The following is a 24,596-nucleotide window of genomic DNA, read 5'->3' as shown; positions in this document are numbered from 1 at the left end:
GGTCCGGGAGCTGAAGCAATGACCTTGCTCCAGATGAAGGGCATCTCGAAGCGATTTGGCAGTCTCGTTGCCAATGACGGGATCGACCTTTCGGTCAAAAGCGGTGAAATCCATGCCTTGATGGGAGAAAACGGGGCCGGAAAATCGACCCTGATGAACATCCTGTATGGGTTGCTCAAGCCGGATGCCGGCGAGATCCGGATCGATGGCAAGACGATGGACTTCGCAAGCCCGCTCGGTGCTATCGCTGCCGGTGTCGGCATGGTCCACCAGACGTTCAGGCAGTTTCCCGACCTGACCGTCTGGGAGAACCTGGTGTTCCAGAACGAACCGGGAAAGGGGCCGTTTGTTTCCGCAGCTGCCGCGCGCGATGTCGTGCGACAGCTCGGGGAAAAACACGGCCTGGAGATTAATCCCGACAGCCGCGTGCGTGATCTGGCGGTGGGCATTCGCCAGCGTCTCGAGATCCTGAAGGCGCTTTCGCGCCAGGCAAAGGTACTGATCCTCGACGAGCCGACGGCGGTGCTTACGCCGCAGGAGCGCGACAGTCTCTTTGTGGCGATGCGCCATCTGGCAAGCCAGGGCATGGCCCTCATCCTGGTGACGCACAAGATCCCCGAGGTCATTGCAGTCACCGACGAGATCACGGTCATGCGTGACGGCAGGGTCTCGGGCGCGCTGACGACCCGGCAGACCAACGAGGCGGAGATCATCCGCGCGATGGTCGGGCGCAACGTGCCACCGACGGTCGCCGCCAAGGTCACGTCGACCGCACAGCCGATGCTCTCTGTCCGGAACCTGTCGGTGCGAAAGGGCGGCGTGGCCGTGGTAAACGACGTCACATTCGATGTGCGGCCGGGCGAAATCGTCGGGATCGCCGGCGTTTCGGGAAACGGGCAGCCGCAGTTGATTTCGGCCGTGACCGGGCTTGAGGCTTCGACCGGCGAGGTCGTCATCGCAGGGCGGAACGTTTCGGAGCTTTCGATTGCCGAACGCCGCGCCGTCGGCATTTCATACGTGCCGGAAGATCGTCACCTGACGGGCACGGCACCGGCCGCTTCGATCGCCGAAAACATCGCCTTCGGCACGCATCGGACGGCCGCGGTGTCGAGCTACGGGTTTTTGAAGAAGCAGGCGATCCGCGCGCAGGCCCGCAGGCTCATCGAGCAATTCAAGGTGAAGGCAGCCTCGGAAGACGTGCCGATCGGATCGCTGTCGGGCGGCAACATGCAGAAGGTCGTAATCGCGCGCGAAATCGAGCACGGGTCGCCGCTGATTATCATCGAAGAGCCGACACGGGGCGTGGACGTCGGGGCGATCGAATTCATCCACAAGACCCTGATCGCCGAACGGGACAAGGGTCGGGCCATTCTGGTGGTCTCGTCCGACCTCACCGAGCTGCTGGCGCTTTCAGACCGGATTCTCGTGATGTTTGAAGGCCGTATCGACGCCAGCCTCAGTGGGAAAGACATGAACGAAGACACCATTGGGAGATGGATGATGGGGGGAGCGGCAGGGGCATGACAGGAGTTGGTCTCGAGACGAAATCTCGATTGACGGCAATCTTGCTGTCCATCGCGGTCGCCGTCGTGCTTGGGGGGCTTGTGGTGCTTTCGACCGGCGCCAATCCCCTCTCGGTCTATCAGGAAATCGTCCAGGGTGCGCTTCTGGGGCGCGGTCTGGGTGAGACGCTCAGCCGCTCGGTTCCGTTGATCGGCATGGGTCTTGCCGCCGCAATTGCCTTTCGCGCCGGCCTCATCAATCTCGGCGGCGACGGGCAGATGCTGGTGGGCGGGCTCGCGGCCGCGCTCGTTGCGCTCTATGTTCCGGTACCAGGGGCCGTGCGGGCCGTGCTCGCCTTGACGGCCGCCATTTGTGCAGGCGGGCTTTATGCCTGGATCGCGGCAGTACTTCAGCTTGGCCTCGCCATCCCGTTTCTGATCACGAGCCTGCTGCTCAGCTACATCGCACGCGGCGTCACATCCTATCTGGTACGCTACCCGTTGCGCGATCCCTCGACGGGCATGCCGGAAACCTATCGCGTCGCCTCTGCGGCGCGCCTCCCAAGCAGCATTTTCGATCTGCCGATCAGCGTCGGAATGTTGATCATGGCCGCGGTTGCGATTGCCGTCATCGTCAACGACAAACATGGCGTCAACGGTTTCGAGTGGCGAATGACTGGGCTTAATCCGCGTTTCGCCGGGTACTCGGGCACGAACCTGCCGCGGCAGACGCAGCGGGTGGCCTTCCTGAGCGGCGCTCTTGCCGGTCTGGTTGGAGCGCTGTTGATCCTCGGGCAGCAGTACCGGTTCACCGACGGGGCCTTGCTTGCGCCGGGCTATACCTGGTCGGGGCTGATGGCCGCGGTTCTTGCGATGGCAAACCCGATCGCGACGGTCGTCACCGCGGCGTTTTTCGCAGCGCTGCAGGTGGGGGGCTTCGCCATGGAACGGGCGCTCGGTCTTCCGGCTGTCCTCACATGGGTTCTGCAGGCGCTGATCATTCTGTGCCTGGCTGCGCGTCCCGTGTTCTTCAAGAGGCGATAGACCATGCTCAACATGCTTCTTTCGCAGGTCCTCGATCTGATGACGCCGGTGCTTCTGGCGGCGATGGCCGGAACATTGTGCGAGCGCGCAGGCGTCTTCAACATCGCGCTTGAGGGCAAGATGCTGGTCGGCGCTTTCGCCGCGGTCGCGGCGAGCGTTGCCTTCGGCTCGCCGATGGTTGCGGTTCTGTTCGCCGTCGTCTGCACCGCGATCTTCGCGTTCCCCCTTGCGCTCGGCGGCGCCCGCTTCGGCGGCGATCCGATCGTCATCGGTATCGGGCTGAACCTGCTTGCGGCAGGGCTGACAACCTACCTTCTGAGCGCGCTTTTCGGCGTCACCGGCACACTGGTCGATCCCGCGGTGATCGCCTTGCCGCGCTTCGGCATCGGCGCTCTTGCCGGGATTCCCGTCCTCGGCGCCATCGTCGATGGGCACAATCTGCTGGTCTATCTCTCATGGCTGCTCGTGCTCGTCCTCAACGTCTACCTGTTTCGCACGCGGTGGGGTCTGCGCTTGCGGGGGATCGGTGAAGTGCCGTCTGCAGCAGCGGCGATGGGCGCGAATGTGAACCGCTATCAGACGGCGATCGTGCTTCTCGCGGGCGCTCTGTGCGGTCTGGCGGGTGCGCAGCTGGCGCTCGGCTCGGTCGCCCTATTTGCCGAAAACATGACGGCCGGTCGCGGTTGGATCGCGGTGGTTGCCGTCATGCTTGGGCGCGCCCATCCGCTCGGCATCGCGCTCGCCTGTTTCGGCTTCGGTCTCGCAGACGCGATCGGCCTCCGGCTGCAGGGCCAGGGCTTGCCGAACCAGATCACCGATATCGCGCCCTACGCGATCACCCTGTTGGCGATGATCGGCCTCGGCCTGCGCGGGGCGATGAGAAAGATAAGAAATACCTGAGGAGGAATGAATGAGTACAGCCAAGACGATTTATGTAGCGGGCACTTTCGACACCAAGGGTGACGAGCTGCGCTACGTGGCGGAGCTGATCAGGGCGCAATCGATGCCTGCGGTTCTGGTGGACCTTTCCACCGCCAAGCCTTCGGCGGATGCCGATATCGACGCGAGAGAGGTTGCCGGTTTCCATCCGGGCGGTGTCGCAGCCGTCTTTACCGGGGATCGCGGCAGCGCCGTTTCCGCCATGGGAGTGGCGTTCGAACGGTTCATCCTGTCGCGTGACGACGTCGGCGGCATCATCGGGCTTGGCGGATCCGGAGGAACCGCGGTCGTCACCCAGGCCATGCGCGCCCTGCCGGTTGGAACGCCGCGGGTGATGGTCTCGACGGTGGCGGCGGGAAACGTCAGCGCCTATGTCGGTCCGAACGACATCGCGATGGTGAATTCGATCACCGATATCGCCGGGCTCAACCGGATCTCGCGAACCGTCCTTGCCAATGCCGCCAATTCCATCGCCGGAATGGTGCGCAACCGGCGGGAAGCCGAGCAGGACGACCGGCCGGCGCTTGGCCTGACGATGTTCGGCGTCACCACCCCTTGCGTCACCCAGGTCGTCGAGCAACTGCGCGACCGGTACGAATGCCTGGTGTTCCACGCGACCGGCATCGGCGGGCAGTCGATGGAGAAGCTTGCTTCGTCCGGCTATCTCGCAGGCGTTCTCGACATCACCACCACTGAGGTGTGCGATCTGCTGTTTGATGGCATCTTGCCGGCGACCGAAGAGCGGTTCGGCTTCCTTGCCCAGTCGGACCTTCCTTATGTCGGATCCTGCGGCGCCCTCGACATGGTGAACTTCGCCGGTCTCGATACGGTTCCGGAGAAGTATCGCCACCGCAATCTCTATGTGCACAACCCGCAGATCACGCTGATGCGCACGACGGTCGACGAGAATGTCGCAATGGGCAAATGGATCGGCGAGCGCCTGAACCGCAGCATCGGTCCGGTTCGCTTCCTTCTGCCGACGGGCGGGGTGTCGCTGCTCGATGCACCGGGCCAGCCTTTCCACGACCCGGAGGCAGACGAGGCCCTGTTCACCACCATCGAAAACACGGTTGAGCAGACCGACGAGCGTCGCGTCCTGCGCGTGCCGCACGCGATCAATACGCCCGAATTCAGTTCCGAAATCCTTCGTCATTTCAACGAAATCAGTAGAGGCAGTTAGTATGAAGTTTGAAAGACGCCAGTTGCTGGACAAATTTCGCCAGCAGATCAAAGCGAAGATCCCGATCATCGGCGGCGGCGCTGGCACCGGCCTTTCGGCCAAATGCGAGGAAGCCGGCGGCATCGACCTCATCGTCATCTACAACTCCGGCCGCTATCGCATGGCCGGACGAGGGTCGCTTGCCGGCCTCCTTGCCTATGGCAACGCCAACGAGATCGTGCTCGACATGGCACGCGAGGTGCTGCCCGTGGTCAAGCACACGCCGGTTCTTGCCGGCGTGAACGGCACGGATCCGTTCTGCAACTTCGATTTCTTCCTAGACCAGCTGAAGGCCGTCGGTTTCGCCGGCATTCAGAATTTTCCGACCGTGGGTCTCATCGACGGCACCTTCCGGGCCAATCTCGAAGAGACGGGGATGGGTTACGCACTGGAGGTCGACCTCGTTCGCCTGGCGCGCAGCAAAGACATGCTGACCACGCCCTATGTGTTTTCGGCCAACGATGCCCGGGCCATGACGGAGGCGGGGGCAGACATCGTCGTCGCCCATATGGGGCTGACGACCGGCGGCGCGATTGGCGCTGACACCGCGCTGACGCTTGAGGCCTGTGTCGATGAGGTCAACGCGATCGCGGCTGCGGCCCGAAGCGTCAATCCCGACATCATCGTTCTTTGCCATGGCGGCCCGATCGCCGAGCCGGAGGATGCCCGCTACATCCTCGAGCGGTGCCCGGGTTGCCACGGGTTTTATGGCGCATCCAGCATGGAGCGTCTTCCGGTCGAAAAGGCCCTCGTCGCCCAGACGCAGGCCTTCAAGAAACTTGTCATCCAGCAGTAGGAGGGAAATGTGGCAAAGGCTTATGCAAGCGCGGTGATCGATGCGCCGATTGAGACCGTCTGGAAGATCGTTCGCGACTTCAACGGCCTGGCAACCTGGCACCCTGCCATCGCCAGCAGTGAAATCGAAGAGGGACGAGGCAGCGCCGAAGTCGGTTGCGTGCGCTCCTTCTATCTTCAGGATGGAGCCCATGTTCGCGAGCAGCTCCTTGCCCTCAGCGATAGCGAGCATTCGCTCTCCTACAGCTTCGTGAAACCGGCCTTTCCGGTGACGAACTATGTTGCGGGGATCAGGCTGCTTCCGATCACCGACGGCAATCGCACCTTTGTCGAATGGACCGCCGTTTTCGACGAGGCACCGGAGGATGCCGGAAAGTACGTGGAGATCATCTCTACGCATGTCTTTGCAGCCGGCTGGTCGGCGCTCCGGGCGAAGCTCGCCGGGTAGACATGTTCGTTTGGCGGGTGGCGCGAACGTTTCGCCACCCGCCGAATGCCAGCGCCTGTAACAGCCACCGGACGACGGCGCGTAACATCACGGCCGACCCGATGATATTCTGGGTGGGCGGCAACTCAAGCGGATCGCCACGACCTCCGCCTGCATGATCGGTGACAGCCGCCCGCACACCCGGCCGACAACGCCTCACTTTTGCCTCTTCGATCCCTGGGAATGACCGCCCGAACCTGCAGTCAGCAGTTTCGCAACGGGTCTATCGCGCGGAACCGTTCGCGCGCTGCTGCGTTGGGACTAGCCTTTGACGAACACAAAAGTCGAAGGCGTGGGTGATGGCCCCTCTTGTGCTGCCACGTAACGCGCGCCGTTCGTACGGCGCCGACGGGCGCCGGGGCCTCCCAGTAAGAGGAGTGAAAGTCATGTCGATTCCTTCCAAACTTTTCGCAACGGTCGCCCTTCCAGTCTTCGCCGCATCACTCGTGATTCAGCCGGCGCTGGCCGAGAGCCTGAGGGCGCCGTTCCAGGTCGCGCAGGAAGGGGTCGATCAGCAGTCGCCCGAGGACTTGCTGCTGCTCAAGAAGCGCAAGAAGCAGCAGGCCGACGAGGAAGGGCAGGCAGAACAGCAGCAACCGCAGGCCGAGGAGCCGCAGCGCCAGACGGAAGAGCCATCTCGCAAGAAGCGCAAGCAACAGGCTGAAGAACAGCAGCCCGGCGCCGAGGAAAGCGCACCGCGACAGGCGGATCGACAACAGGCGCCTGAACGCAAGAAGCGAAAGCAACAGGTCGAAGAGCAGCAGCCTGGCGCCGAGGACGTGACACCGCGGCAGGCCGAGGAGCAACGGGCGCCCGAGCGAAAGAAGCGCAAGCAGCAGGCCGAAGAACAGCAACCCGCCATGGAGGAAGGCGCTCCGCGGCAGGCCGAGGAACAGCAGGCACCTGAGCGCAAGAAGCGGAAGCAACAGGCCAAAGAGCAGCAGCCTGGCGCCGAGGAAGTGGCGCCGCGGCAGGCTGAGGAGCAACAGGCGCCTGAACGCAAGAAGCGCAAGCAGCAAGTGGAAGGACAGCAGCCTGCCATGGAGGAGAGCACTCCGCAGGACACTGGGGAGGAGCAGGTCCCAGTGCCCAAGAAACGCAAGCAGCAAGCTGAAGGTCAGCGGCCGGACGAGCAGAAGGCGCCCGAACAGCGTGCCGCACCGTCCACGGAACAGCCGGCGCTACAGACCGGCGAGAGTGACAAGCAGCCGGTTCCAGGGTCTAAACAGCCCGCGACTGCCGAGCAACGTCAGGGTGAGGAGCCTCAGGGCAAGCCTGCACCTGTTGTCGTCGACAAGCGCACGAAGGCTGAGAAGCGCAAGATCGCTGAGGACCCGGCGGCGACCGACGAAACCGTCGTACTTCCGGTCGATAACGGTGCCGCCGTGCTCGACAGCGACAAGGATGCCGACAAGTCGGGTGGCGACCGGGCGCGCGAGGCTCGGCGCAAGCAGCGTGAAGAGCTGCGCACCGAGCAAAAGGCCGTAGCGCCGCCGACGGATGACGCCGCCGCCCAGGCCGAAATCCCGGCCGAGGTTCGGCAGGCGGCCCCGCAGAGGATCGAGGCGGCGATCAAGGAGGAGGGGCGGCGCGTCGAAGCGGCGCCTGCCTTTGCGGTTCCGGACACGACGAACATCATCAACAACACCGTCATCAACAATACGGTGATCAACAACAGGACCGTCAACAACACCAGGAACAAGGATGTGAACGAGGTGCACGTGGTCGAGAGGCTCGACGACCGTGTCGTCCTTGGCGTTGGCGACCAGATCTTCGTGCGAGGCGACGATCGCCCGCGCCTGCGCCACGATGCTCAGGAAGCGTACTATGACGAACTTCCGCGCGGCCGCGTGCGTGAAACGATCGTGCGCCCGGGAGGCTACCGGATCGTCACCGTCTATGACCGCTATGGTGACGTCTTGCAGCGCTCGCGTGTCGACGGCGACGGCAACGAATATGTGCTGATGTACGCGCCGGACTACCAGGACGAACGGCGCCCGGCGATCGTTGACGTCGGTTATGACCTGCCGCCGATGCGCCTGACGATCCCGGTCGACGACTACGTCGTCGACTATTCGCAGGAACCGGATCGGGATTACTACGCGTTCCTGTCCGAACCGCCGGTCGAGCGCGTGGAGCGCGTCTATACGATCGACGAGGTCCGCAATTCGGCCCGCCTCCGTGACAAGGTCCGGCGCATCGATCTCGACACGATCCACTTCGACACGGGGAGCGCCGAAGTGTCGATGTCACAGGCAAAGACGCTGCGAACGGTCGCGGACGCCATGCAGAAAGTGCTCGGCAAGGATCCCGGCGAAACCTTTTTCATCGAAGGGCACACGGACGCTGTCGGTTCTGACCGGTCTAACCTCGTTCTCTCCGACGAGCGCGCCGAATCCGTTGCGGTTCTCCTGACGGAAGTCTACGGCATCCCGGCGGAAAACCTGGTGACGCAAGGCTATGGCGAGCGCTTCCTGAAGATCGGCACGCAGGAGCCAGAGGAAGAGAACCGCCGGGTGACCATCCGCCGCGTGACGCCACTGGTGCGCCCGGTCGCGCAGCGATAGTGCGCGCGACATCCAGCCAACGGCGCTCGCGTCGGCGCAGGGAGGCTCAATATCGCTCGGCCCGATGATGTGGCGAACCTGACGGTCATCCTGCGTGGCACGCTTAGCCGTGCGACTGGTGAAAACGTCTGAGGAACGGGCATCGAGGCGCCGCCTGTTCGACCGTTCCTTTTCCTCTTCGAAGAGAAAATTGCTGCAGCCCCTCCTGGGCGAGATTTCCGGCCTTGCGGCGGACAGTCTGCTGTTGGCAGGCTATGGCGCGCGCTTCCTGACGATCGGCGCGCGGGAGCCCGAGGACGAAAACAGGTGCCTCGCTCCCGCCGTGGGCGAGAATGCATGATTTGTAATTTCATTCCAAAAAATATTGACATTTCAACATAAACTGGACATTTAAAGATAACAACAAATCGTCTGGATTTTGAGATGCTCGTCATTGTCGCTGATGATCTGACCGGCGCTCTGGATGCCGCAGCGCCCTTTGCCGCGAGGGGCTTTTATGTCGAAGTCGCTTTGGCACCCGAGGCGATTGATGATGTCCTGAAAACGGGGCCGGACGTGGTTTCGGTCAATCTCGGATCGCGAGAGCTCAGCCCCGCATTGGCCAGGCAACGAACCGCTGCCACGCTCGCCGCGCTGCCTTCCGGTTCGCGCATCTTCAAGAAGGTCGACTCCCGTCTTAAGGGCAACATCGTTGCCGAACTCGACGCGATGACTTTCGGGTCAGCGCTCATGGCGCCCGCCATTCCAGTCTTCGGTCGGATCGTCATGTCCGGCAGCGTACAAGGCTTCGGGGTCGATACGCCCATTTCGATTGCCGAGAAGCTCGGCCCGCATGCGACCAAGGCCGTGATCCCGGACGTCTCCACCGAGGCCGAAATGCGCGCCTTACTTCAGGATGCGGAAAGAAGCGGCGCGGATCTGCTGATTGGTGCGCGTGGTCTGGCCGAGGCGCTTGCCGAAAGGATGAGTGGCGGTCAACAAGCGCGGGCTGCCGAGGTGTCGGCCGGCCCGGCCTTGTTTGTCATCGGGTCTCGTGATCCGATTACCCTTGCCCAGATCGACACGCTTCGCGACGGCCTTGCCCTATCCTATTTGCCCGCGCCCAACGGCCGGCTTTCGGTCGCAGACGATAGCGGCGGCGCAATCACGCTTGTTCAGGCGGTGCCGGGCGACGGGGAGGTGACGCCGGAGGCCGTTTCCGAGGCGCTGGCCGAAAGCGTTTGTCCGGGCCTTGTCGAACGGGCGGGCACCCTGCTTCTGTCCGGCGGCGCAACCGCGGAGGCGGTATTGAAGAAGATGGGCATCCAGCGTTTTCGTCTGCTCGGCGAATGCCTGCCCGGCCTGGGCTTGGCTGAGGTCGACGGACGTTGCATCATCGCCAAGTCTGGCGGATTCGGTGCGCCGGGCACGCTTAAGGAAATCGCGGAGGCTGTCCTCCGCAAGATGGGATGACGGATGGGACTGGAGAACGGAACAGCACGCAAGAGCCTCGGCGATCTCGTCTTTGAGCGCATGCACCGTGCGATCAAGTCCGGCGCCTACAAGCCGGACGAGCGCTTGCCGACCGAGCACGAGCTGGCAAGCGAGTTCGAGGTTTCGCGTCCGATCATTCGCGAAGCGCTGCGCCGACTGCGCGAGCAGGGCTTCATCTATTCGCGCCGCGGTGCCGGCAGCTTCGTTCGTGCCGTCGGCATGCGTGAGCCGCTGGGCTTCGGACAGCTTGAGAACGTTGCCGATCTCCTGAACTGCTACGAGTTCCGCCTGACGGTCGAGCCGGCGGCGGCCGCCGCCGCCGCGGAGCGTCACGACGCGGCCGGCTTGGCCGCCATTCGCCAGGCGCTGGAACTGATGCGGGACGCCACCAACCGGCAATCGCACCGAGAGGATGCCGATTTCCAGTTCCATCTTGCGATCGCGCGCGCCGCGCAGAACAGCTATTTCTTTACGGCGATGGAAGCGCTCAAGGACCACATCGCCGTCGGCATGCGGTTTCATGGCGCCTCGGTCAAACGGGAGACGACCGGGCTGACGCGCGTGTTCGGTGAGCACGAAGCGATCGCGGAAGCGATTGCCGCGCGTGAAGGCGCAAAGGCGAGGCAACTCATGCATGACCACCTTGCCGGATCCCGCGAACGTCTGTTCCAGGCGACCAAATAGTCGACAAAGCAAAAACCCCGGCAGCCGCCGGGGTTTTGTTTTTTGCATTGGTCTATTGCTCAGAAGGCTGCCTTGTAGACGGCAAGCACGTCCTCCACGCTCATGTCGCTCGGGTTGTTGTCCATCAGCCTTCGGTTGGCATGGGCCTCGCTTGCATAGAGTGGCAAATCGTCGGCATTTGCGCCGTGAGCGGCAAGCGACATCTCGATGCCGAGGTCACGGCAGAAGCCACGGGCAGCGCCCAGGAGCTCCCGGGAGGAGAGATTTTCGCCAAGACCCAGCGCCGTTGCGACTTCCGCCGTCTTGCCCGCCGCAACTGGTTGGTTGAAGGCGAGCACATGCGGAAAGATGATGGCGTTTGCCAGGCCATGGGGCAGGCGAAGCCGCGTGCCGAGCGGATAGGCGATGGCATGGCCAGCGGCGGTGTTGACCGGGCCAAGGCAGATGCCGCCGTAGTAGGAGGCAAGCATCATCCCTTCTCGCGCCTCGGTATCTGATCCATCCCGGACGGCGCGAGCGAGATATTTGCCGACGAGCTTGAAGCCCATGCGGGCAAAGCCATCGATCATCGGATGGGCGCGGCGATTGGTGAAGGCTTCCACGCAATGGGCCATGGCGTCGACGCCGGTGGCGGCGGTGACCGCTGACGGCACGGAATAGGTGAGCTCCGGATCGAGAACGGCGACGTCGGCAATCATGTGCGGGCTTTCGACCGCGATCTTGTTTCCCTTCGCGGGATCGGTGATCAGCGAGCGGATACCGGCCTCCGAGCCTGTGCCGGCGGTCGTGGCGACCTGGGCAAGGCGGGTGTTGCGGCCGAGAACCCGGTTCGGTCCGGCAACATCGGCAAGCGTCTGCTTGGAGTCCCAGAGCACGGCAACCAGCTTGGCCACGTCGAGCACCGATCCGCCCCCAAGGCCGACGATGAGGTCCGGCTTGTTTTGGCGCGCGAAGTCGAGTGCGGCATCGAGTGTGTCGACATCGGGTTCGCCCGGGATGGCGTCGAACACCGTGACGCGGCCGGAAAGCTTCAGGCGATCGACGAAACCGGCGGTGATCGGCGTGGCGATGACGAGCACTGAACGGGCATCGGCCGCCCAGGCGCCGACCTCTGCGATCGTGCCGGCGCCGACGGCGAGGCGGCGCGGCTGATGAAGGGTGATGGGAGCGATGGTCATGGTGTCATCCTCGCTTGGCGTCGCCTGCCACCAGCTTGCGGGCATAGGCGATGGCAGAATTCATGTTGCCGTGGTTGGCGATCCCCTTGCCGGCGATGTCGAACGCCGTGCCGTGATCGACCGAGGTTCGGTCGATCGGCAGGTCCACCGAGACGTTTACGGCGGTGTCGAAGGCGACGAGCTTTACGGGGATGTGCCCCTGGTCGTGATACTGCGCGACCACGAGGTCGAAGGCGCCCGAATAGGCGCGATGGAACACCGTATCTGCGGAAATCGGTCCATAGGCATCGATGCCTTCCGCACGTGCTGCTGCAACGGCCGGCGCGATCTGGTCGTCATCCTCGGTGCCGAACAGGCCGTTTTCGCCGCAATGGGGATTGATGCCGGCGACCGCGATTTTGGGTGCCGCATAACCGATGCGTTTCAAGTGAGCGTCGCCGGCGCGGATGGTGGCGAGCACCCGTTCGGTCGTCGAGCGCCGGATCGCCTCCTGCAACGCCACGTGGGTAGAAACGTGGATGACCTTGAGGCGTTCGGAGGCAAGCAGCATGTAAGCGGCCTTGGAGCCGGTGAGGCTGCGCAGCATTCCTGTGTGGCCGTCATAGTGATGACCGGCAAGGTTCAGCGCTTCCTTGTTGATGGGCGCCGTGACAATGCAGCCGATCACACCGGCTTCAGCATCGCGCACCGCCTTTTCGATGAAGCGAAAGGCCGCGTCGCCGGCGACGGGGCTCAGCTGTCCCCAGGCAAGCGGAGCCCCCTCGATCGGCAGATCGACGACATGTCCAGCGAGATCGACCTCAAGGCCGAGAGCGGTCCGGGCCGCTTCGAGTGTGGCGAGATTGCCGTAGATCCGGACCGTGTCGCGCTCCTGCTGTGACATGTCGGCCAGCGCGCGCACCGAAATCTCGGGGCCGACGCCGCACGGGTCGCCCATGGTTATGCCGATGATGTTGCTCATGAAGGTCTCCGTTGGTCGGCGTGGTCCCAGCCGGGGGCCAGGCGGACATATTTGATGGCGCGCCGGTGGTAGGTGTAGGCAAGGTGCATGGTTCCGTCCGGCCCTTCGAGCAGCCAGGGATAGGACATCTCCTTGTTGCGGCCGTCGGTCGAGTCGTTGGAGAGGCAGGTGCCGGGGCCGTCCTCGATCAGCAGGCGCACGGGAAAGGTCTTGCCGCCATCTTCAGAGAGGCAGAGAGAGACTGGCGCGCGCCGGACACCCCAGATCGGCACGCAGCCGCCCGTGGGGTCGGCGTCCGGGCGGTTGTCGTCCTCGCCGAGCTCGTCATAGAGCGAGGCGCGTCGCTCGTCGGTGTCGGCCGCGCTGACGGGATTGCAGATCATCGCGATCCTGCCGTCACTCAGGCACAGAGCGGCGATCGAGGAATTGTTGTTCGGGACGTCGCTCGCCCCCGGCGCCGACCAGGAGTGGCCGTCATCGAGGCTCTCGGTCCTGTAGACCCAGTCGGCCTGCCGCCGGCGGAAGAAGGCGGCAAGATGGCCTTCGCCGAGCGACACCGGCGACATGTGCACGCAGCCAATGGACTGATCCAGTTCTTTCAGCTGCCACGTCGCGCCCTGGTCGAGGGAAATGCCGACGGCTGCCGTATCATGGCTGCCGTTCCACTTCTGCCCGGGGCGCTGAACGCAGCGAAAGATCGGCAGCAGCCACGCGCCGTCACCGCGCACCACGAGCGGCGCGCGGATGAAGCAGCCACGGGGAAGGTCCAGATAGCGGCCTTCGCTGGTTGTCAGTGCCAACGGGTCGGAGGGATCGCGGTGAATCTCAGCCATCCGGATCCGGCACTCATCCTGATTGCCGGAGGGTTGGGAGGTGTGAAAGAGCCACAGCCTGCCGTCGGATGCGGTGAAGAGAACCGGGTTTTGTTCAGAATGCGCGGCATCGAAGCTCAGGCGCTGTGGCGGTCCCCATTGCGTCGCGCCCTTCGGCAGCACCGAGGCAAAGATGGAAATGTCGGACTTGCCCTCAAGCGTGCCGCCGAACCAGGCGCAGGCCAGCGCGCCGTCTGAAAGCAGGTGCAGGAAGGCAGCATGGTTCTGGATCATCGGCGACGGCAACAGCGCTTCCATGCGCTCGGGCGCCACGGTTTGAAGCAGGCCGTTCATGCTGCGGGCGATTTCTTCAGGGTCCATGAGTTCCTCCTGTCTGCCTCGAAAATCGCTCAATTTTCAAAGTTGTCAAGTTTGATAAAGTTACAAAACGGCATTAATTCTCTTCTTGTCTTTATTAACATATTGATTTTATGTTTTTATTTTTTGCGACGTCTTCATAATAAAATTTACATCGCGAATTAATTTGACAAACTTTGGTGAAAGGTGGATGGTCTGGGCAAGCCGGCAAGAGGATGCCGGGAGGAGGTCTTATGCCGGAAGCCAGCCCGAAGGGGGCTAAGATGGCGGTCATGTTCGCGGTCGGCGCAGCGATCCTTGCTGCCACCGACGCGGTGATCGTGCGGGCGCTGAACGGCGCCGTGCACCCCTTCGTCATTGGCTTCTTCCGCGCCTTCTTCGGTGCGGTCATCCTTCTGCCCTGGATTGCCCTGCGCCCGTCGGTCTTGAGGTCGAGCCACCCCTTGCGTCAGCATGCGGTCCGTGCCGGCTTCAAGCTGCTCGCCATGGTCGCCTTTTTCGCTGCATTCAGCTGGGGACCGCTTGCCGACGTGACGGCCATCGCCTTCACCTCGCCGATCTTCCTCTTGCTCGGAGCCGCACTGGCGCTGGGCGAAAGGCCTGGTCCGGCTATGATCGGTGCGGTGGTGCTCGGTTTTGGCGGCGCGATGCTGATCATCGGCCCCTCGGGAACCGGCTTCAGTCTCGCCATCCTTCTCGCGCTCACCGGCGCGGTGCTCCAGTCGACCATCCAGCTGATCCTGAAGTCCATGTCGAAGGGCGACAAGACCGCGACGCTGGTCGTCTGGAACCTCCTTTTAACCGTTCCGATCGCGCTTCTCTTCGCTCTGCCGTTCTGGACCATGCCGGGGACGAGGGAGATGACGCTTCTGGCGCTGCAGGGCGTCGTCGGAACGGCCTGCATGGGCATGATGACCCATGCCTTTTCGCTCGCGCCCGCCACGATCGTCGCGCCGGTCGATTTCTTGCGCCTGCCGCTCGTGGCGCTCGGCGGCTTCGCGCTTTTTGGTGAAGACATCGCCCTCACCACGCTTTGCGGCGGCGGGCTCATCGGTTGTGCGGCGCTGATCGCCGCGCGATCCGGAAAAGCAACATCCAGCTGAACGAATTTCACTAGGGAGGAAATGCCGTGAAGAAACTATTCGTCTTGAGTGCGCTCATGTTGAGTTCGGCCCTGTCGCCCGCATTCGCGGGGTCTGGCCCCATCAAGATCGTGCTGGCCGAGGAGGCCGACCTGCTCGAACCCTGCATGGCGACGCGCTCGAACATCGGCCGCGTCATCATGCAGAACGTCAGCGAAACGCTGACCGAACTCGACGTTCGCGGCGACAAGGGCGTCATGCCGCGCCTGGCCGAAAAATGGGAGCAGAACGAAGACAGCAGCTGGCGCTTTCACCTGCGCAAGGGCGTCAAGTTCTCCGACGGCACGACCTTTGACGCCAAGGACGTCAAGCACAGCTTCGATCGCATCATGAGCGACAAGAACACCTGTGAATCGCGCCGTTATTTCGGCGGCATCACGGTGACCCCGACGGTCGTCGACGACTACACGATCGATTTCAAGGCCGATCCGGTTCAGCCGATCCTGCCGCTGCTGATGTCTCTCGTCACCATCGTGCCGGAGGAAACCCCGCTTGAATTCGTGCGCGAACCGGTCGGCACCGGTCCGTACAAGCTGACCAACTGGACCCCGGGCCAGCAGATCGTGCTGACCAGCCGTGACGACTATTGGGGCGCAAAGCCGGAAGTGACGGAAGCCACCTATCTGTTCCGCGCCGACCCGTCGGTGCGCGCGGCCATGGTGCAGACCGGTGAAGCCGACCTTTCGCCGTCGATCTCGCAGCTCGACGCCACAAATCCGGCAACGGACTTTTCCTACCTCGACAGCGAAACCGTCTACCTGCGCATCGATCACAACATAGAGCCGCTGAACGACGTTCGTGTCCGCCGTGCGCTCAACATCGCCATCGACCGTCAGGCCTTCCTCGGCACCCTGGTTCCCGAAAGCGTGCTGCTTGCCACCGCGATCGTGCCGCCGCCGACGCTTGGCTGGAACCCCGACGTCAAGGTCTTCCCCTACGATCCGGAAGGCGCCAAGAAGCTGCTTGAGGAAGCCAAGGCCGATGGCGTCAAGGTCGACACACCCATCACCATCATCGCCCGTTCGGCAAACTTTCCGAACGTGACCGAGATCATGGAAGCCATTCAGGCGCAGCTTGAGGAAGTGGGCTTCAAGGTCGAGCTGAAATTCGTCGAGGTCGCCGAGCACGAGCAGTACTACTCAAAGCCCTTCAAGGAAGGCCGCGGCCCGCAGATCGTTGCCGCCATGCACGACAATTCCAAGGGCGATCCGTCGTTCTCGATGTTCTTCAAATACGCAACCGAAGGCACCCAGTCCGGCTTCTCCGATCCGAAGGTCGACGACCTGATCAAGCGTGCGTCGGCTGCCGTCGGTGACGAGCGCGCCAAGCTCTGGTCGGAGCTGATCGCCTATCTGCACGACGATGTGGTTGCCGACGTCCTGCTCTTCCACATGGTAGGCTTCTCCCGCGTATCCGAGCGGCTCGATTTCAAGCCGACGATGGCGACCAACGGGACCCTGCAGCTCTCGGAGATCAAGATCAAGTAATCTGCCCTGGCGAACGAAAGGTTCGCCAGTCACAACAGCAATCAAGGCGGTGGGATGATCCCGCCGCCGGATTTCTTCGAGGGCGCCATGCTGAAATTCGTTCGAAAACGCGCCGTGGCCAGTCTGATCTCGCTCGTCGGGCTGCTCGTCATGGTCTTCTTCCTGTCGCGGTTGACGGGTGATCCGGCCGCCTTGTTCCTGCCGGTCGAGGCCTCCGCAGAGATGAAGGCGCAATTCCGCGAGCTGCATGGCTTGAACGATCCCATGCTGGTGCAGTTCGGACGCTATGTCGGCGACGTCGTCACCGGCGACTTCGGCGAATCCCTGCGCAAGGCTCGCCCTGCCTTGGATGTTGTGCTGGAGGCCTTTACCTGGACGCTCTGGCTTGCCGTCATCACCATGACGCTGGTCGCCGGCGCTGCGATTGTCGTCGGCTCGCTTGCCGCCTTCCGTGCCGGCGGCTTCTTCGATCGGCTCTCCTCCCTGATCTCGCTGGTGGGCGCTTCCGTTCCCGATTTCTGGATCGCCATCGTCGCGATCGTCGTCTTTTCGGTCAACCTCGCCTGGCTGCCGACGTCAGGCACGGGATCGCTGCTGCATTGGATCCTGCCGATCTCGGTTCTGTTCATCCGCCCTTTCGGCATCATCGTGCAGGTGGTGCGCGGCTCGATGATCGGGGCGCTTTCTTCGGCCTATGTGAAGACGGCGCGCGCCAAGGGCGTCAAATCCGGGCCGATCATCTTCGTGCATGCGCTGCGTAACGCCATGCTGCCGGTCATCACCGTCATCGGCGACCAGGCCGCGAGCCTTCTGAACGGCGCGGTGATCGTCGAAACTATCTTCGGCTTTCCGGGCGTCGGCAAGCTGATGATCGATTCCATCTTGCAGCGCGATTTCAACGTCGTGCTTGCCGCCATCCTCGTCACGGCGCTGGCGATCTTCCTCATGAACCTGCTGATCGATCTGGCTTACGCGCTGCTCGATCCGCGCATCCGGCATTGAGGAGGGGACCATGACCCTGCAGACCGCCGATCCCGTCATCGCCGAAGAACCGCGCTTTGCGACCCGCATGTTCCGCATGCTGCTTGCCGACAAGTTCGCGCTTTGCGCTGCGATCTTCCTGCTTTTCGTTCTTATCCTCGCAATCATCGGGCCGACCTGGCTCGGCGATCTCGCGACCAAGCAGAACCTTCGAGGCCGCAACGCCGTTCCCTTCGACTGGGAGCGTGGTTGGGTCTGGTGGATGGGCGCCGATGCCCTCGGGCGGCCGCTGCTTGCCCGCATCATCGTCGCCACCCAGAATACGCTGATGGTGGCCGCCGGTGCCGTCGCGCTTTCGGCAACCGTCGGCACCATCCTCGGCCTGGTTGCCGGCTTCTCCTCACCGCGCGTCAATCAGATCATCATGCGGCTCGCCGACGTCATCATGTCGTTCCCGTCGCTGCTGATCGCCGTCATTGTTCTCTACATTCTCGGCTCGTCGGTCCTGAACCTCATGCTGGTGCTGGCAATCACCCGCATCCCGGTCTACCTCAGAACCACACGCGCCGAAGTGCTGGAAATCCGTGAACGCATGTTTGTGCAGGCGGCGCGCGTCATGGGCGCATCGAGCAAGCGCATCGTCTTTCGCCACATCCTGCCCGTGGTGCTGCCGACGCTGACGACGCTTGCGACCCTCGACTTCGCCTATGTGATGCTGGCCGAAAGCGCGCTTTCGTTCCTCGGGATCGGCATCCAGCCGCCGGAAATCACCTGGGGCCTGATGATCTCGCAGGGACGCCAGTACCTCACCAACGCATGGTGGCTTTCGTTCTGGCCCGGCCTTGCGATCATCCTTACCACCATGTCGTTGAACCTCTTGTCGAACTGGCTGCGCATCGCGCTCGATCCGGTGCAGCGCTGGCGCCTCGAAATGAAAGGTCGCAAGAATGGCTGACCATCTCCTCGAAGTCCGCGACCTGTCGGTCGAGTTCCACACCGCAGTTGGCGTCGTGAAAGCGGTCCGCAACATCTCCTACCATCTCGACCGTGGCGAGACGCTCGCAATTCTCGGCGAGAGCGGATCCGGCAAGTCGGTCTCCTCCTCGGCGATCATGAACCTGATCGACATGCCACCGGGGCGTATCAGCTCGGGCGAGATCCTGCTCGACGGCGTCGACCTTCTGAAAATGCCGGCGCAGGAAAGGCGCAAGGTCAACGGGCGCCGCATCGCGATGATCTTCCAGGACCCGTTGAGCCATCTCAACCCGGTCTATACCGTGGGCTGGCAGATCCGCGAGGCGCTGACCACCCACGGAACGGATGCGACGAAAGCCGCGTCCGAGGCGTTGCGGCTGTTGACCCGGGTTGGTATCCCCGACCCCGAGCGCTCGCTGGAAAAGTATCCGCACGAATTCTCCGGCGGCCAGCGCCAACGCGTCATGATCGCCATGGCACTGGCGCTCCGACCGGACCTCCTGATCGCCGATGAGCCGACGACTGCGCTCGACGTCACCGTGCAGGCCGAGGTCCTCGCCCTGCTCGAGGAGTTGCAGCGGGAGACCGGCATGGCGGTCCTCATCATCACCCACGACCTCGGTGTGGTCGCAGAGATCGCCGATCGCGTGGTGGTGATGGAAAAAGGCGTCCTGGTCGAAGCCGGCACGGTGCGCGAGGTCTACAAGAACCCGCAGCATCCCTATACCAAGAAGCTGATTGCCGCTGCCCCCGGCAAGGGTGCGATGCATGCGCCGGCCGCCCGCGCCGAGCCTGTCCTTTCCGTTCGCGACGTGCGCAAGCGTTATGGCTCCTTCGAGGCGCTGAAGGGTCTGTCCTTCGATCTCATGCCCGGCGAGACCATGGCCGTTGTCGGCGAGAGTGGCTCGGGCAAGTCGACGCTGGCGCGTATCTTGCTGCGTCTCGACGAGCCGGATAGCGGCAGTGCATTGTGGAAGGGCCGCGATCTTTTCACCATGTCGCCTGCCGAACTCTACAAGTTGCGCCGCGACCTGCAGATGGTGTTCCAGGACCCGACGCAGTCGCTCAATCCGCGCATGACCGTCTACCAGCTCATTTCCGAGGCCTGGGTCATCCATCCGGATATCCTGCCCAAGGCGAAGTGGCGCGAGCACGTGGCCGAACTTCTGGTGCAGGTCGGTCTCGGCCCGGAGCACATGGGCCGCTACCCGCATCAGTTCTCCGGCGGCCAGCGCCAGCGTATCGCAATTGCCCGCGCACTCGCACTCGAGCCGCAGCTCATCATCTGCGACGAGGCGGTCTCGGCACTTGACGTTTCGGTGCAGGCGCAGGTGATCGCGCTGCTCGACCGGCTGCGTAAGGAAATGGGCATTGCCTTCATCTTCATCGCCCACGACCTGCCGGTGGTGCGCGACTTTGCCGACCACGTCATGGTCATGCAGAAGGGCAACATCGTCGAGCTCGGCACGGTGCGCGAGGTGTTCGAGACGCCGCAACAGGATTACACGCGCGCGCTGCTCGCCGCCGGCCTCGACCCCGATCCCGACGTCCAGGCCGCTCATCGCGCCGCCCGTCTTCAGCGCGCGTCTTAAGGCGCGCTCAATCAAAGGAATACCCGCATGACCAAGCAAGCTTTCGTCGCCCTCGTAACCTGCTTCAACGAGGACGAAACCATCAACTACCAGGCGACGCGCGCCCAGGTCCGCCGCCAGGTCGCAGCCGGCAACAATATCATGTGCGCCGGAACCAACGGCGACTTCTCCGCGCTGACCTTTGAGGAAAAGGTGCGCCTGACGGAAGAGGTGGTCGACGAGGTCGGCGGTCGCGTCAAGGTGATCGTCAATGCCGGCATGCCGGCCACCTTCGAGACGGTAAAGCTCGCCCGAGAATTCGACCGGATCGGCGTCGACGGCATTGCGGTGATCACGCCGTTCTTCATCGCCTGCACCCAGGATGGCCTTATCCGCCATTTCTCGACCGTCGCCGACGCCGTGAAGACGCCCGTCTATCTCTACGATATCCCGGCCCGCACGCAGAACCATATCGAGCCCGACACGGCGCGCACGCTTGCCGGCCACGGCAACATTGCCGGCATCAAGGATTCCGGTGGCGCAAAGGAGACGTTGGAGGCCTATCTGCAGGTCGCCAAGGAGGTCGACGGTTTCGAAGTCTATTCCGGCCCTGACCATCTCGTGCTCTGGGCGTTGGAGAATGGTGCGGCTGGCTGCATCTCGGGCCTCGGCAACGCCATGCCGGATGTGCTCGCAGGCATCTCGAAGGCCTTCAATGACGGCGAGATCGTCGAAGCGCAGAAGCAGCAGGCGACCTTCGCCGCCTTTCGGACCGACCTCTATGCACTCGGCTTTGCCCCGGCGATGGTCAAGCGCGCGCTCTACCTTCAGGACGCATCCGTCGGCGCAAGCCGCCAGCCAGCTCTTCTGCCCAACAGGGAGCAAGACGAACAGATCGCCGAAATCCTGAAACGCTACCGCCTTCTCTAGCGGCTCTTCAACAGACAGGCGAATTTGATTCGCAGGACGCGGCACCTCCCCGTGCCGCGTCGACGTCGGTGCGCCACCTTGCCGGTCGCCGCTCGGCGTGATCGTTTCATGCAACGGATGCGGGCTCGGCGCCCTCTCGGGTGATGTCCGTCGCCTCACACACGCGATCGGCGGCCCCCTGGAGTCGATTCCGCATCCGCTTTGCGGAGGCGTCTCCGTCTGCTTTTTGCTGACCATTCGCGCCCGATCGGCCGGCCTCGCGAAGTGCCTGGCCGATAAAAACGATTAGGGAAAACTAAAAAGCGACAAGAATGGACGGATTCGCGGCAAAGCGTACTGGACAGTACTCTCAAGGTTTGCTTGTTCTGCTGTCGCATTGTTGAGGGACAAGGCATTGCCTAGTCGGCAGGAGAGGACAGACAAGCATGGCGATTAAAATTGGCGCGCCGCGGGAGGTCACCGCAAGCGAGGCGCGCGTGGCGCTGACACCTGACAGCGCGGTGCAACTTGCGAAACTTGGCTATAGCAGCATCATCGAAACGGGTGCTGGTGTTGCGGCTGGTTTTTCCGATGATGCCTATCGCGCCGCGGGCGTCGAGGTGGCGCCGTCGGCAGAGGCGCTGTGGGGTTCGGCCGATGTGGTCGTCAAGGTACGGCCGCCCGAGCCGAGTGAAGTCGCGCACCTGTCTGCGGACAAGACGCTGATCTCGTTCTTCTATCCCGGCCAGAATGCCGAACTGCTGGAGCTTGCCAAGGCGAAGGGCGCCAACGTCATCGCCATGGACATGGTGCCGCGCATCAGCCGCGCCCAGAAGATGGATGCGCTGTCGTCGATGGCCAATATCGCCGGCTATCGCGCGGTGATCGAGGCCGGCAACAATTTCGGCCGCTTCTTCACCGGCCAGGTAACGGCCGCCGGCAAGGTGCCGCCGGCAAAGGTCCTGGTGATCGGTGCCGGCGTCGCCGGACTTGCCGCGATCGGTGTCGCCACCTCGCTCGGCGCCCAGACCTATGCCTTTGACGTGCGTCCAGAGGTCGCCGAACAGATCGAAAGCATGGGCGCCGAATTCGTCTATCTCGATTTCGCTGATGGTGAGGGGGGCACTCAGCAGGACGGCGCTGCCACCGGCGGCTATGCAGCCCCGTCTTCGCCGGAGTTCCGCGAGAAGCAGCTTGCCAAGTTCCGCGAGCTTGCGCCGCAGATCGACATCGTCATCACCACGGCGCTGATCCCGGGCCGCGACGCGCCGAAACTCTGGCTTGCCGACATGGTGGCCGCAATGAAGCCGGGATCGGTGGTGGTCGACCTTGCGGCCGAACGCGGCGGCAACTGCGATCTGACGGTTGCCGACCAGCGGATCGTCTCCGACAACGGCGTCGTCGTCATCGGCTATACCGATTTCCCGAGCCGCATGGCCGCGCAGGCGTCCACGCTCTATGCCACCAACATCCGCCATATGCTGACCGACCTGACGCCGGGCAAGGATGGCAAGCTCGTCCACAATATGGAGGACGACGTCATCCGTGGCGCGACCGTCACCTTCGAAGGCGCGATCACCTACCCGCCGCCACCACCGAAGATCGCCGCGATCGCGGCGCAGAAACCCAAGGAGAAAGTGAAGGAACCGACGCCGGAGGAAAAGCGCGCCACCGAGGCCGCAGCCTTCAAGGCCCAGACGAAGAGCCAGTTGACGCTTCTCGCCGTCGGCACGGCGCTGCTGCTTTTGGTCGGCGCCTTTGCGCCGCCGGCCTTCATGAGCCATTTCGTCGTCTTCGTGCTCGCCTGCTTTGTCGGCTTCCAGGTCATCTGGAACGTCTCGCATTCGCTGCACACCCCGCTGATGGCCGTTACCAACGCGGTATCGGGCATCGTCATTCTCGGCGCGCTGCTGCAGATCGGGTCAGGCAACTGGCTGGTGGTGCTGCTTGCGGCGCTGTCGGTGTTGATCGCCACGATCAACATCGTCGGCGGCTTCCTCGTCACACGGCGCATGCTCGCCATGTTCCAGAAATCCTGATCGGGCAGGGGTAGATATTATGATGATCGGTATCGTATCGGCCGCCTACATCGCGGCAGCCGTCCTCTTCATCCTCTCGCTCGGCGGACTTTCGGGCCAGGAAAGCGCCAAGCGCGCCGTCTGGTACGGTATGACGGGCATGGCACTCGCCATTGTCGCCACGGTCTTCGGACCCGATGTCGGCAACTGGTTCATCATCGTCCTGATGATTGCCGGCGGCGCCGTGCTCGGCCACTTCGTTGCCTCCCGCGTCCAAATGACCGAGATGCCGCAGCTTGTTGCGGCCCTCCATTCCTTCGTCGGTCTCGCCGCAGTCTTCATCGGCTTCAACGCCCATATCGAGGCGGCTGATGTCGCCGCCCTCGATGCGGCGGCCCGCTCCGCATTGACCGGCTTTGCCGCGATCCTCGCGCACAAGGAACCGGTGGAACTGTCGATCATGAAGGTCGAGGTCTTCCTCGGCGTCTTCATCGGCGCCGTCACCTTCACCGGCTCGGTCATCGCCTTCGGCAAGCTTGCCGGCAAGGTCGACGGCAAGGCGAAGAAGCTGCCGGGCGGTCACCTGCTCAACGCCGGTGCTGCTCTTCTCTCGCTCGTTCTGCTGGTGCTCTACGTCAATGGTGCCGGCACCTGGACGCTGCTTGTCATGACGCTCGCCGCCTTCTTCATCGGTTATCACCTGATCATGGGCATCGGCGGCGCCGACATGCCGGTGGTGGTGTCGATGCTGAACAGCTATTCCGGTTGGGCGGCCGCCGCCATCGGCTTCACGCTCGGCAACGATCTGCTGATCGTCACCGGCGCGCTGGTCGGCTCCTCGGGTGCGATCCTCTCCTACATCATGTGCAAGGCGATGAACCGCTCGTTCCTGTCGGTCATCCTCGGCGGCTTCGGTGCAACCACCGGTCCGGCAATGGAAATCACCGGCGAGCAGATCGCCATTGATGCCGATGGCGTGGCCGCTGCCCTCAACGACGCCGACAGCGTCATCATCGTGCCGGGCTACGGCATGGCGGTTGCGCAGGCGCAGCAATCGGTCTCCGAGCTTACCCGCAAGCTGCGGGCGGCCGGCAAGAACGTCCGCTTCGCCATTCATCCGGTCGCCGGGCGCCTGCCGGGCCACATGAACGTACTCCTGGCCGAGGCGAAGGTTCCCTACGACATCGTGCTCGAGATGGATGAGATCAACGAAGACTTCCACGAAACCGACGTCGTCATCGTCATCGGCTCCAACGACATCGTCAATCCGGCCGCCCAGGAAGACCCGAACTCGCCGATCGCCGGCATGCCGGTGCTCGAAGTCTGGAAGGCCAAGCAGGTGTTCGTCTCCAAGCGCGGCCAGGGTACCGGTTACTCCGGCATCGAGAACCCGCTGTTCTACAAGGACAACACCCGCATGTTCTATGGCGACGCCAAGAAGAGCATCGACCAGCTGCTGCCGGCACTGGCGTGA

At 63.2% G+C, this 24,596-nt stretch carries 21 protein-coding genes; 18 read left to right on the top strand and 3 right to left on the bottom strand.

Going from position 1 to position 24,596, the window contains the following annotated elements:
• Positions 1–18 precede the first annotated feature (18 nt).
• The 10 genes from OKW20_RS20615 (at position 19) to OKW20_RS20570 (ending at position 10,710) form a co-directional block, all read left to right on the top strand.
• Positions 19–1,524 (top strand): ABC transporter ATP-binding protein, encoded by a 1,506-nt coding sequence (locus OKW20_RS20615; protein WP_429174776.1) that lies wholly within the window; start codon positions 19–21, stop codon positions 1,522–1,524.
• Positions 1,525–1,553: 29 nt separating this feature from the next.
• Positions 1,554–2,546 carry an ABC transporter permease gene (locus OKW20_RS20610; protein ID WP_429174774.1) on the top strand — a complete coding sequence of 331 codons (993 nt, stop codon included), beginning with the start codon at positions 1,554–1,556 and terminating at the stop codon, positions 2,544–2,546.
• A gap of 3 nt (positions 2,547–2,549) precedes the next feature.
• On the top strand, positions 2,550–3,446 hold the full coding sequence (locus tag OKW20_RS20605; protein ID WP_429174773.1) for an ABC transporter permease: 897 nt from the start codon (positions 2,550–2,552) through the stop codon (positions 3,444–3,446).
• A gap of 10 nt (positions 3,447–3,456) precedes the next feature.
• The gene (locus OKW20_RS20600) at positions 3,457–4,665 is read left to right on the top strand and encodes a Tm-1-like ATP-binding domain-containing protein (protein ID WP_429174771.1); all 1,209 of its coding nucleotides are present in this window, start codon (positions 3,457–3,459) and stop codon (positions 4,663–4,665) included.
• Between the two features lies 1 nt (position 4,666).
• Positions 4,667–5,500 carry a phosphoenolpyruvate hydrolase family protein gene (locus OKW20_RS20595; RefSeq protein WP_113294759.1) on the top strand — a complete coding sequence of 278 codons (834 nt, stop codon included), beginning with the start codon at positions 4,667–4,669 and terminating at the stop codon, positions 5,498–5,500.
• Between the two features lie 9 nt (positions 5,501–5,509).
• Positions 5,510–5,947 carry an SRPBCC family protein gene (locus tag OKW20_RS20590; protein ID WP_043612350.1) on the top strand — a complete coding sequence of 146 codons (438 nt, stop codon included), beginning with the start codon at positions 5,510–5,512 and terminating at the stop codon, positions 5,945–5,947.
• Positions 5,948–6,372: 425 nt separating this feature from the next.
• On the top strand, positions 6,373–8,553 hold the full coding sequence (locus OKW20_RS20585) for an OmpA family protein (protein WP_429175785.1): 2,181 nt from the start codon (positions 6,373–6,375) through the stop codon (positions 8,551–8,553).
• A gap of 190 nt (positions 8,554–8,743) precedes the next feature.
• Positions 8,744–8,893: a hypothetical protein gene (locus OKW20_RS20580; RefSeq protein ID WP_429174769.1), complete on the top strand. Its 150-nt coding sequence runs from the start codon at positions 8,744–8,746 to the stop codon at positions 8,891–8,893.
• Positions 8,894–8,976: 83 nt separating this feature from the next.
• On the top strand, positions 8,977–10,005 hold the full coding sequence (locus OKW20_RS20575) for a four-carbon acid sugar kinase family protein (RefSeq protein WP_429174768.1): 1,029 nt from the start codon (positions 8,977–8,979) through the stop codon (positions 10,003–10,005).
• Positions 10,006–10,008: 3 nt separating this feature from the next.
• On the top strand, positions 10,009–10,710 hold the full coding sequence (locus tag OKW20_RS20570; RefSeq protein WP_043612357.1) for a FadR/GntR family transcriptional regulator: 702 nt from the start codon (positions 10,009–10,011) through the stop codon (positions 10,708–10,710).
• A gap of 59 nt (positions 10,711–10,769) precedes the next feature.
• Here the strand turns inward: OKW20_RS20570 and OKW20_RS20565 are convergent, their stop codons facing one another.
• Genes OKW20_RS20565 through OKW20_RS20555 form a run of 3 tightly spaced genes read right to left on the bottom strand, consistent with a single transcriptional unit; the run spans position 10,770 to position 14,042 of the window.
• A complete protein-coding gene (locus OKW20_RS20565) occupies positions 10,770–11,888 on the bottom strand; it encodes an iron-containing alcohol dehydrogenase (protein ID WP_043612359.1) in 1,119 nt (372 codons plus the stop codon).
• Between the two features lie 4 nt (positions 11,889–11,892).
• Positions 11,893–12,849 carry a 4-hydroxythreonine-4-phosphate dehydrogenase PdxA gene (pdxA, locus tag OKW20_RS20560; protein ID WP_043612361.1) on the bottom strand — a complete coding sequence of 319 codons (957 nt, stop codon included), beginning with the start codon at positions 12,847–12,849 and terminating at the stop codon, positions 11,893–11,895.
• Entirely contained in the window at positions 12,846–14,042 is a 1,197-nt protein-coding gene (locus OKW20_RS20555) for a sialidase family protein (protein WP_429174767.1), read from the bottom strand. Before OKW20_RS20555 ends, pdxA begins: the two co-directional genes overlap by 4 nt.
• Positions 14,043–14,272: 230 nt before the next feature.
• On the opposite strand from OKW20_RS20555, the gene OKW20_RS20550 reads away from it, so the two are divergent.
• The 8 genes from OKW20_RS20550 (at position 14,273) to OKW20_RS20515 (ending at position 24,596) form a co-directional block, all read left to right on the top strand.
• The gene (locus tag OKW20_RS20550) at positions 14,273–15,142 is read left to right on the top strand and encodes a DMT family transporter (RefSeq protein WP_402324489.1); all 870 of its coding nucleotides are present in this window, start codon (positions 14,273–14,275) and stop codon (positions 15,140–15,142) included.
• A 56-nt stretch (positions 15,143–15,198) separates the two neighbouring features.
• Positions 15,199–16,668: an ABC transporter substrate-binding protein gene (locus OKW20_RS20545; RefSeq protein WP_429175782.1), complete on the top strand. Its 1,470-nt coding sequence runs from the start codon at positions 15,199–15,201 to the stop codon at positions 16,666–16,668.
• Between the two features lie 87 nt (positions 16,669–16,755).
• Positions 16,756–17,670, top strand: coding sequence for an ABC transporter permease (locus tag OKW20_RS20540; RefSeq protein WP_034796335.1), 915 nt, complete (start codon positions 16,756–16,758; stop codon positions 17,668–17,670).
• A 10-nt stretch (positions 17,671–17,680) separates the two neighbouring features.
• The gene (locus OKW20_RS20535) at positions 17,681–18,604 is read left to right on the top strand and encodes an ABC transporter permease (RefSeq protein ID WP_043612372.1); all 924 of its coding nucleotides are present in this window, start codon (positions 17,681–17,683) and stop codon (positions 18,602–18,604) included.
• Entirely contained in the window at positions 18,597–20,216 is a 1,620-nt protein-coding gene (locus OKW20_RS20530; protein ID WP_429174765.1) for an ABC transporter ATP-binding protein, read from the top strand. The genes OKW20_RS20535 and OKW20_RS20530 overlap by 8 nt, the downstream gene beginning before the upstream one ends.
• 27 nt (positions 20,217–20,243) lie before the next feature.
• Positions 20,244–21,125: a dihydrodipicolinate synthase family protein gene (locus OKW20_RS20525; RefSeq protein ID WP_429174763.1), complete on the top strand. Its 882-nt coding sequence runs from the start codon at positions 20,244–20,246 to the stop codon at positions 21,123–21,125.
• Positions 21,126–21,556: 431 nt separating this feature from the next.
• The gene (locus OKW20_RS20520) at positions 21,557–23,143 is read left to right on the top strand and encodes a Re/Si-specific NAD(P)(+) transhydrogenase subunit alpha (RefSeq protein WP_429175779.1); all 1,587 of its coding nucleotides are present in this window, start codon (positions 21,557–21,559) and stop codon (positions 23,141–23,143) included.
• Between the two features lie 19 nt (positions 23,144–23,162).
• Complete coding sequence (locus OKW20_RS20515) at positions 23,163–24,596, top strand: NAD(P)(+) transhydrogenase (Re/Si-specific) subunit beta (RefSeq protein ID WP_043612377.1); 1,434 nt, start codon at positions 23,163–23,165, stop codon at positions 24,594–24,596.

The sequence above is a fragment of the Ensifer sp. LBL genome, from assembly GCF_050435225.1.
Classification (GTDB): Bacteria; Pseudomonadota; Alphaproteobacteria; order Rhizobiales; family Rhizobiaceae; genus Ensifer.
Note: the sequence above shows the minus strand (reverse complement) of the source record. Positions and strands in the feature narration are given on the sequence as shown.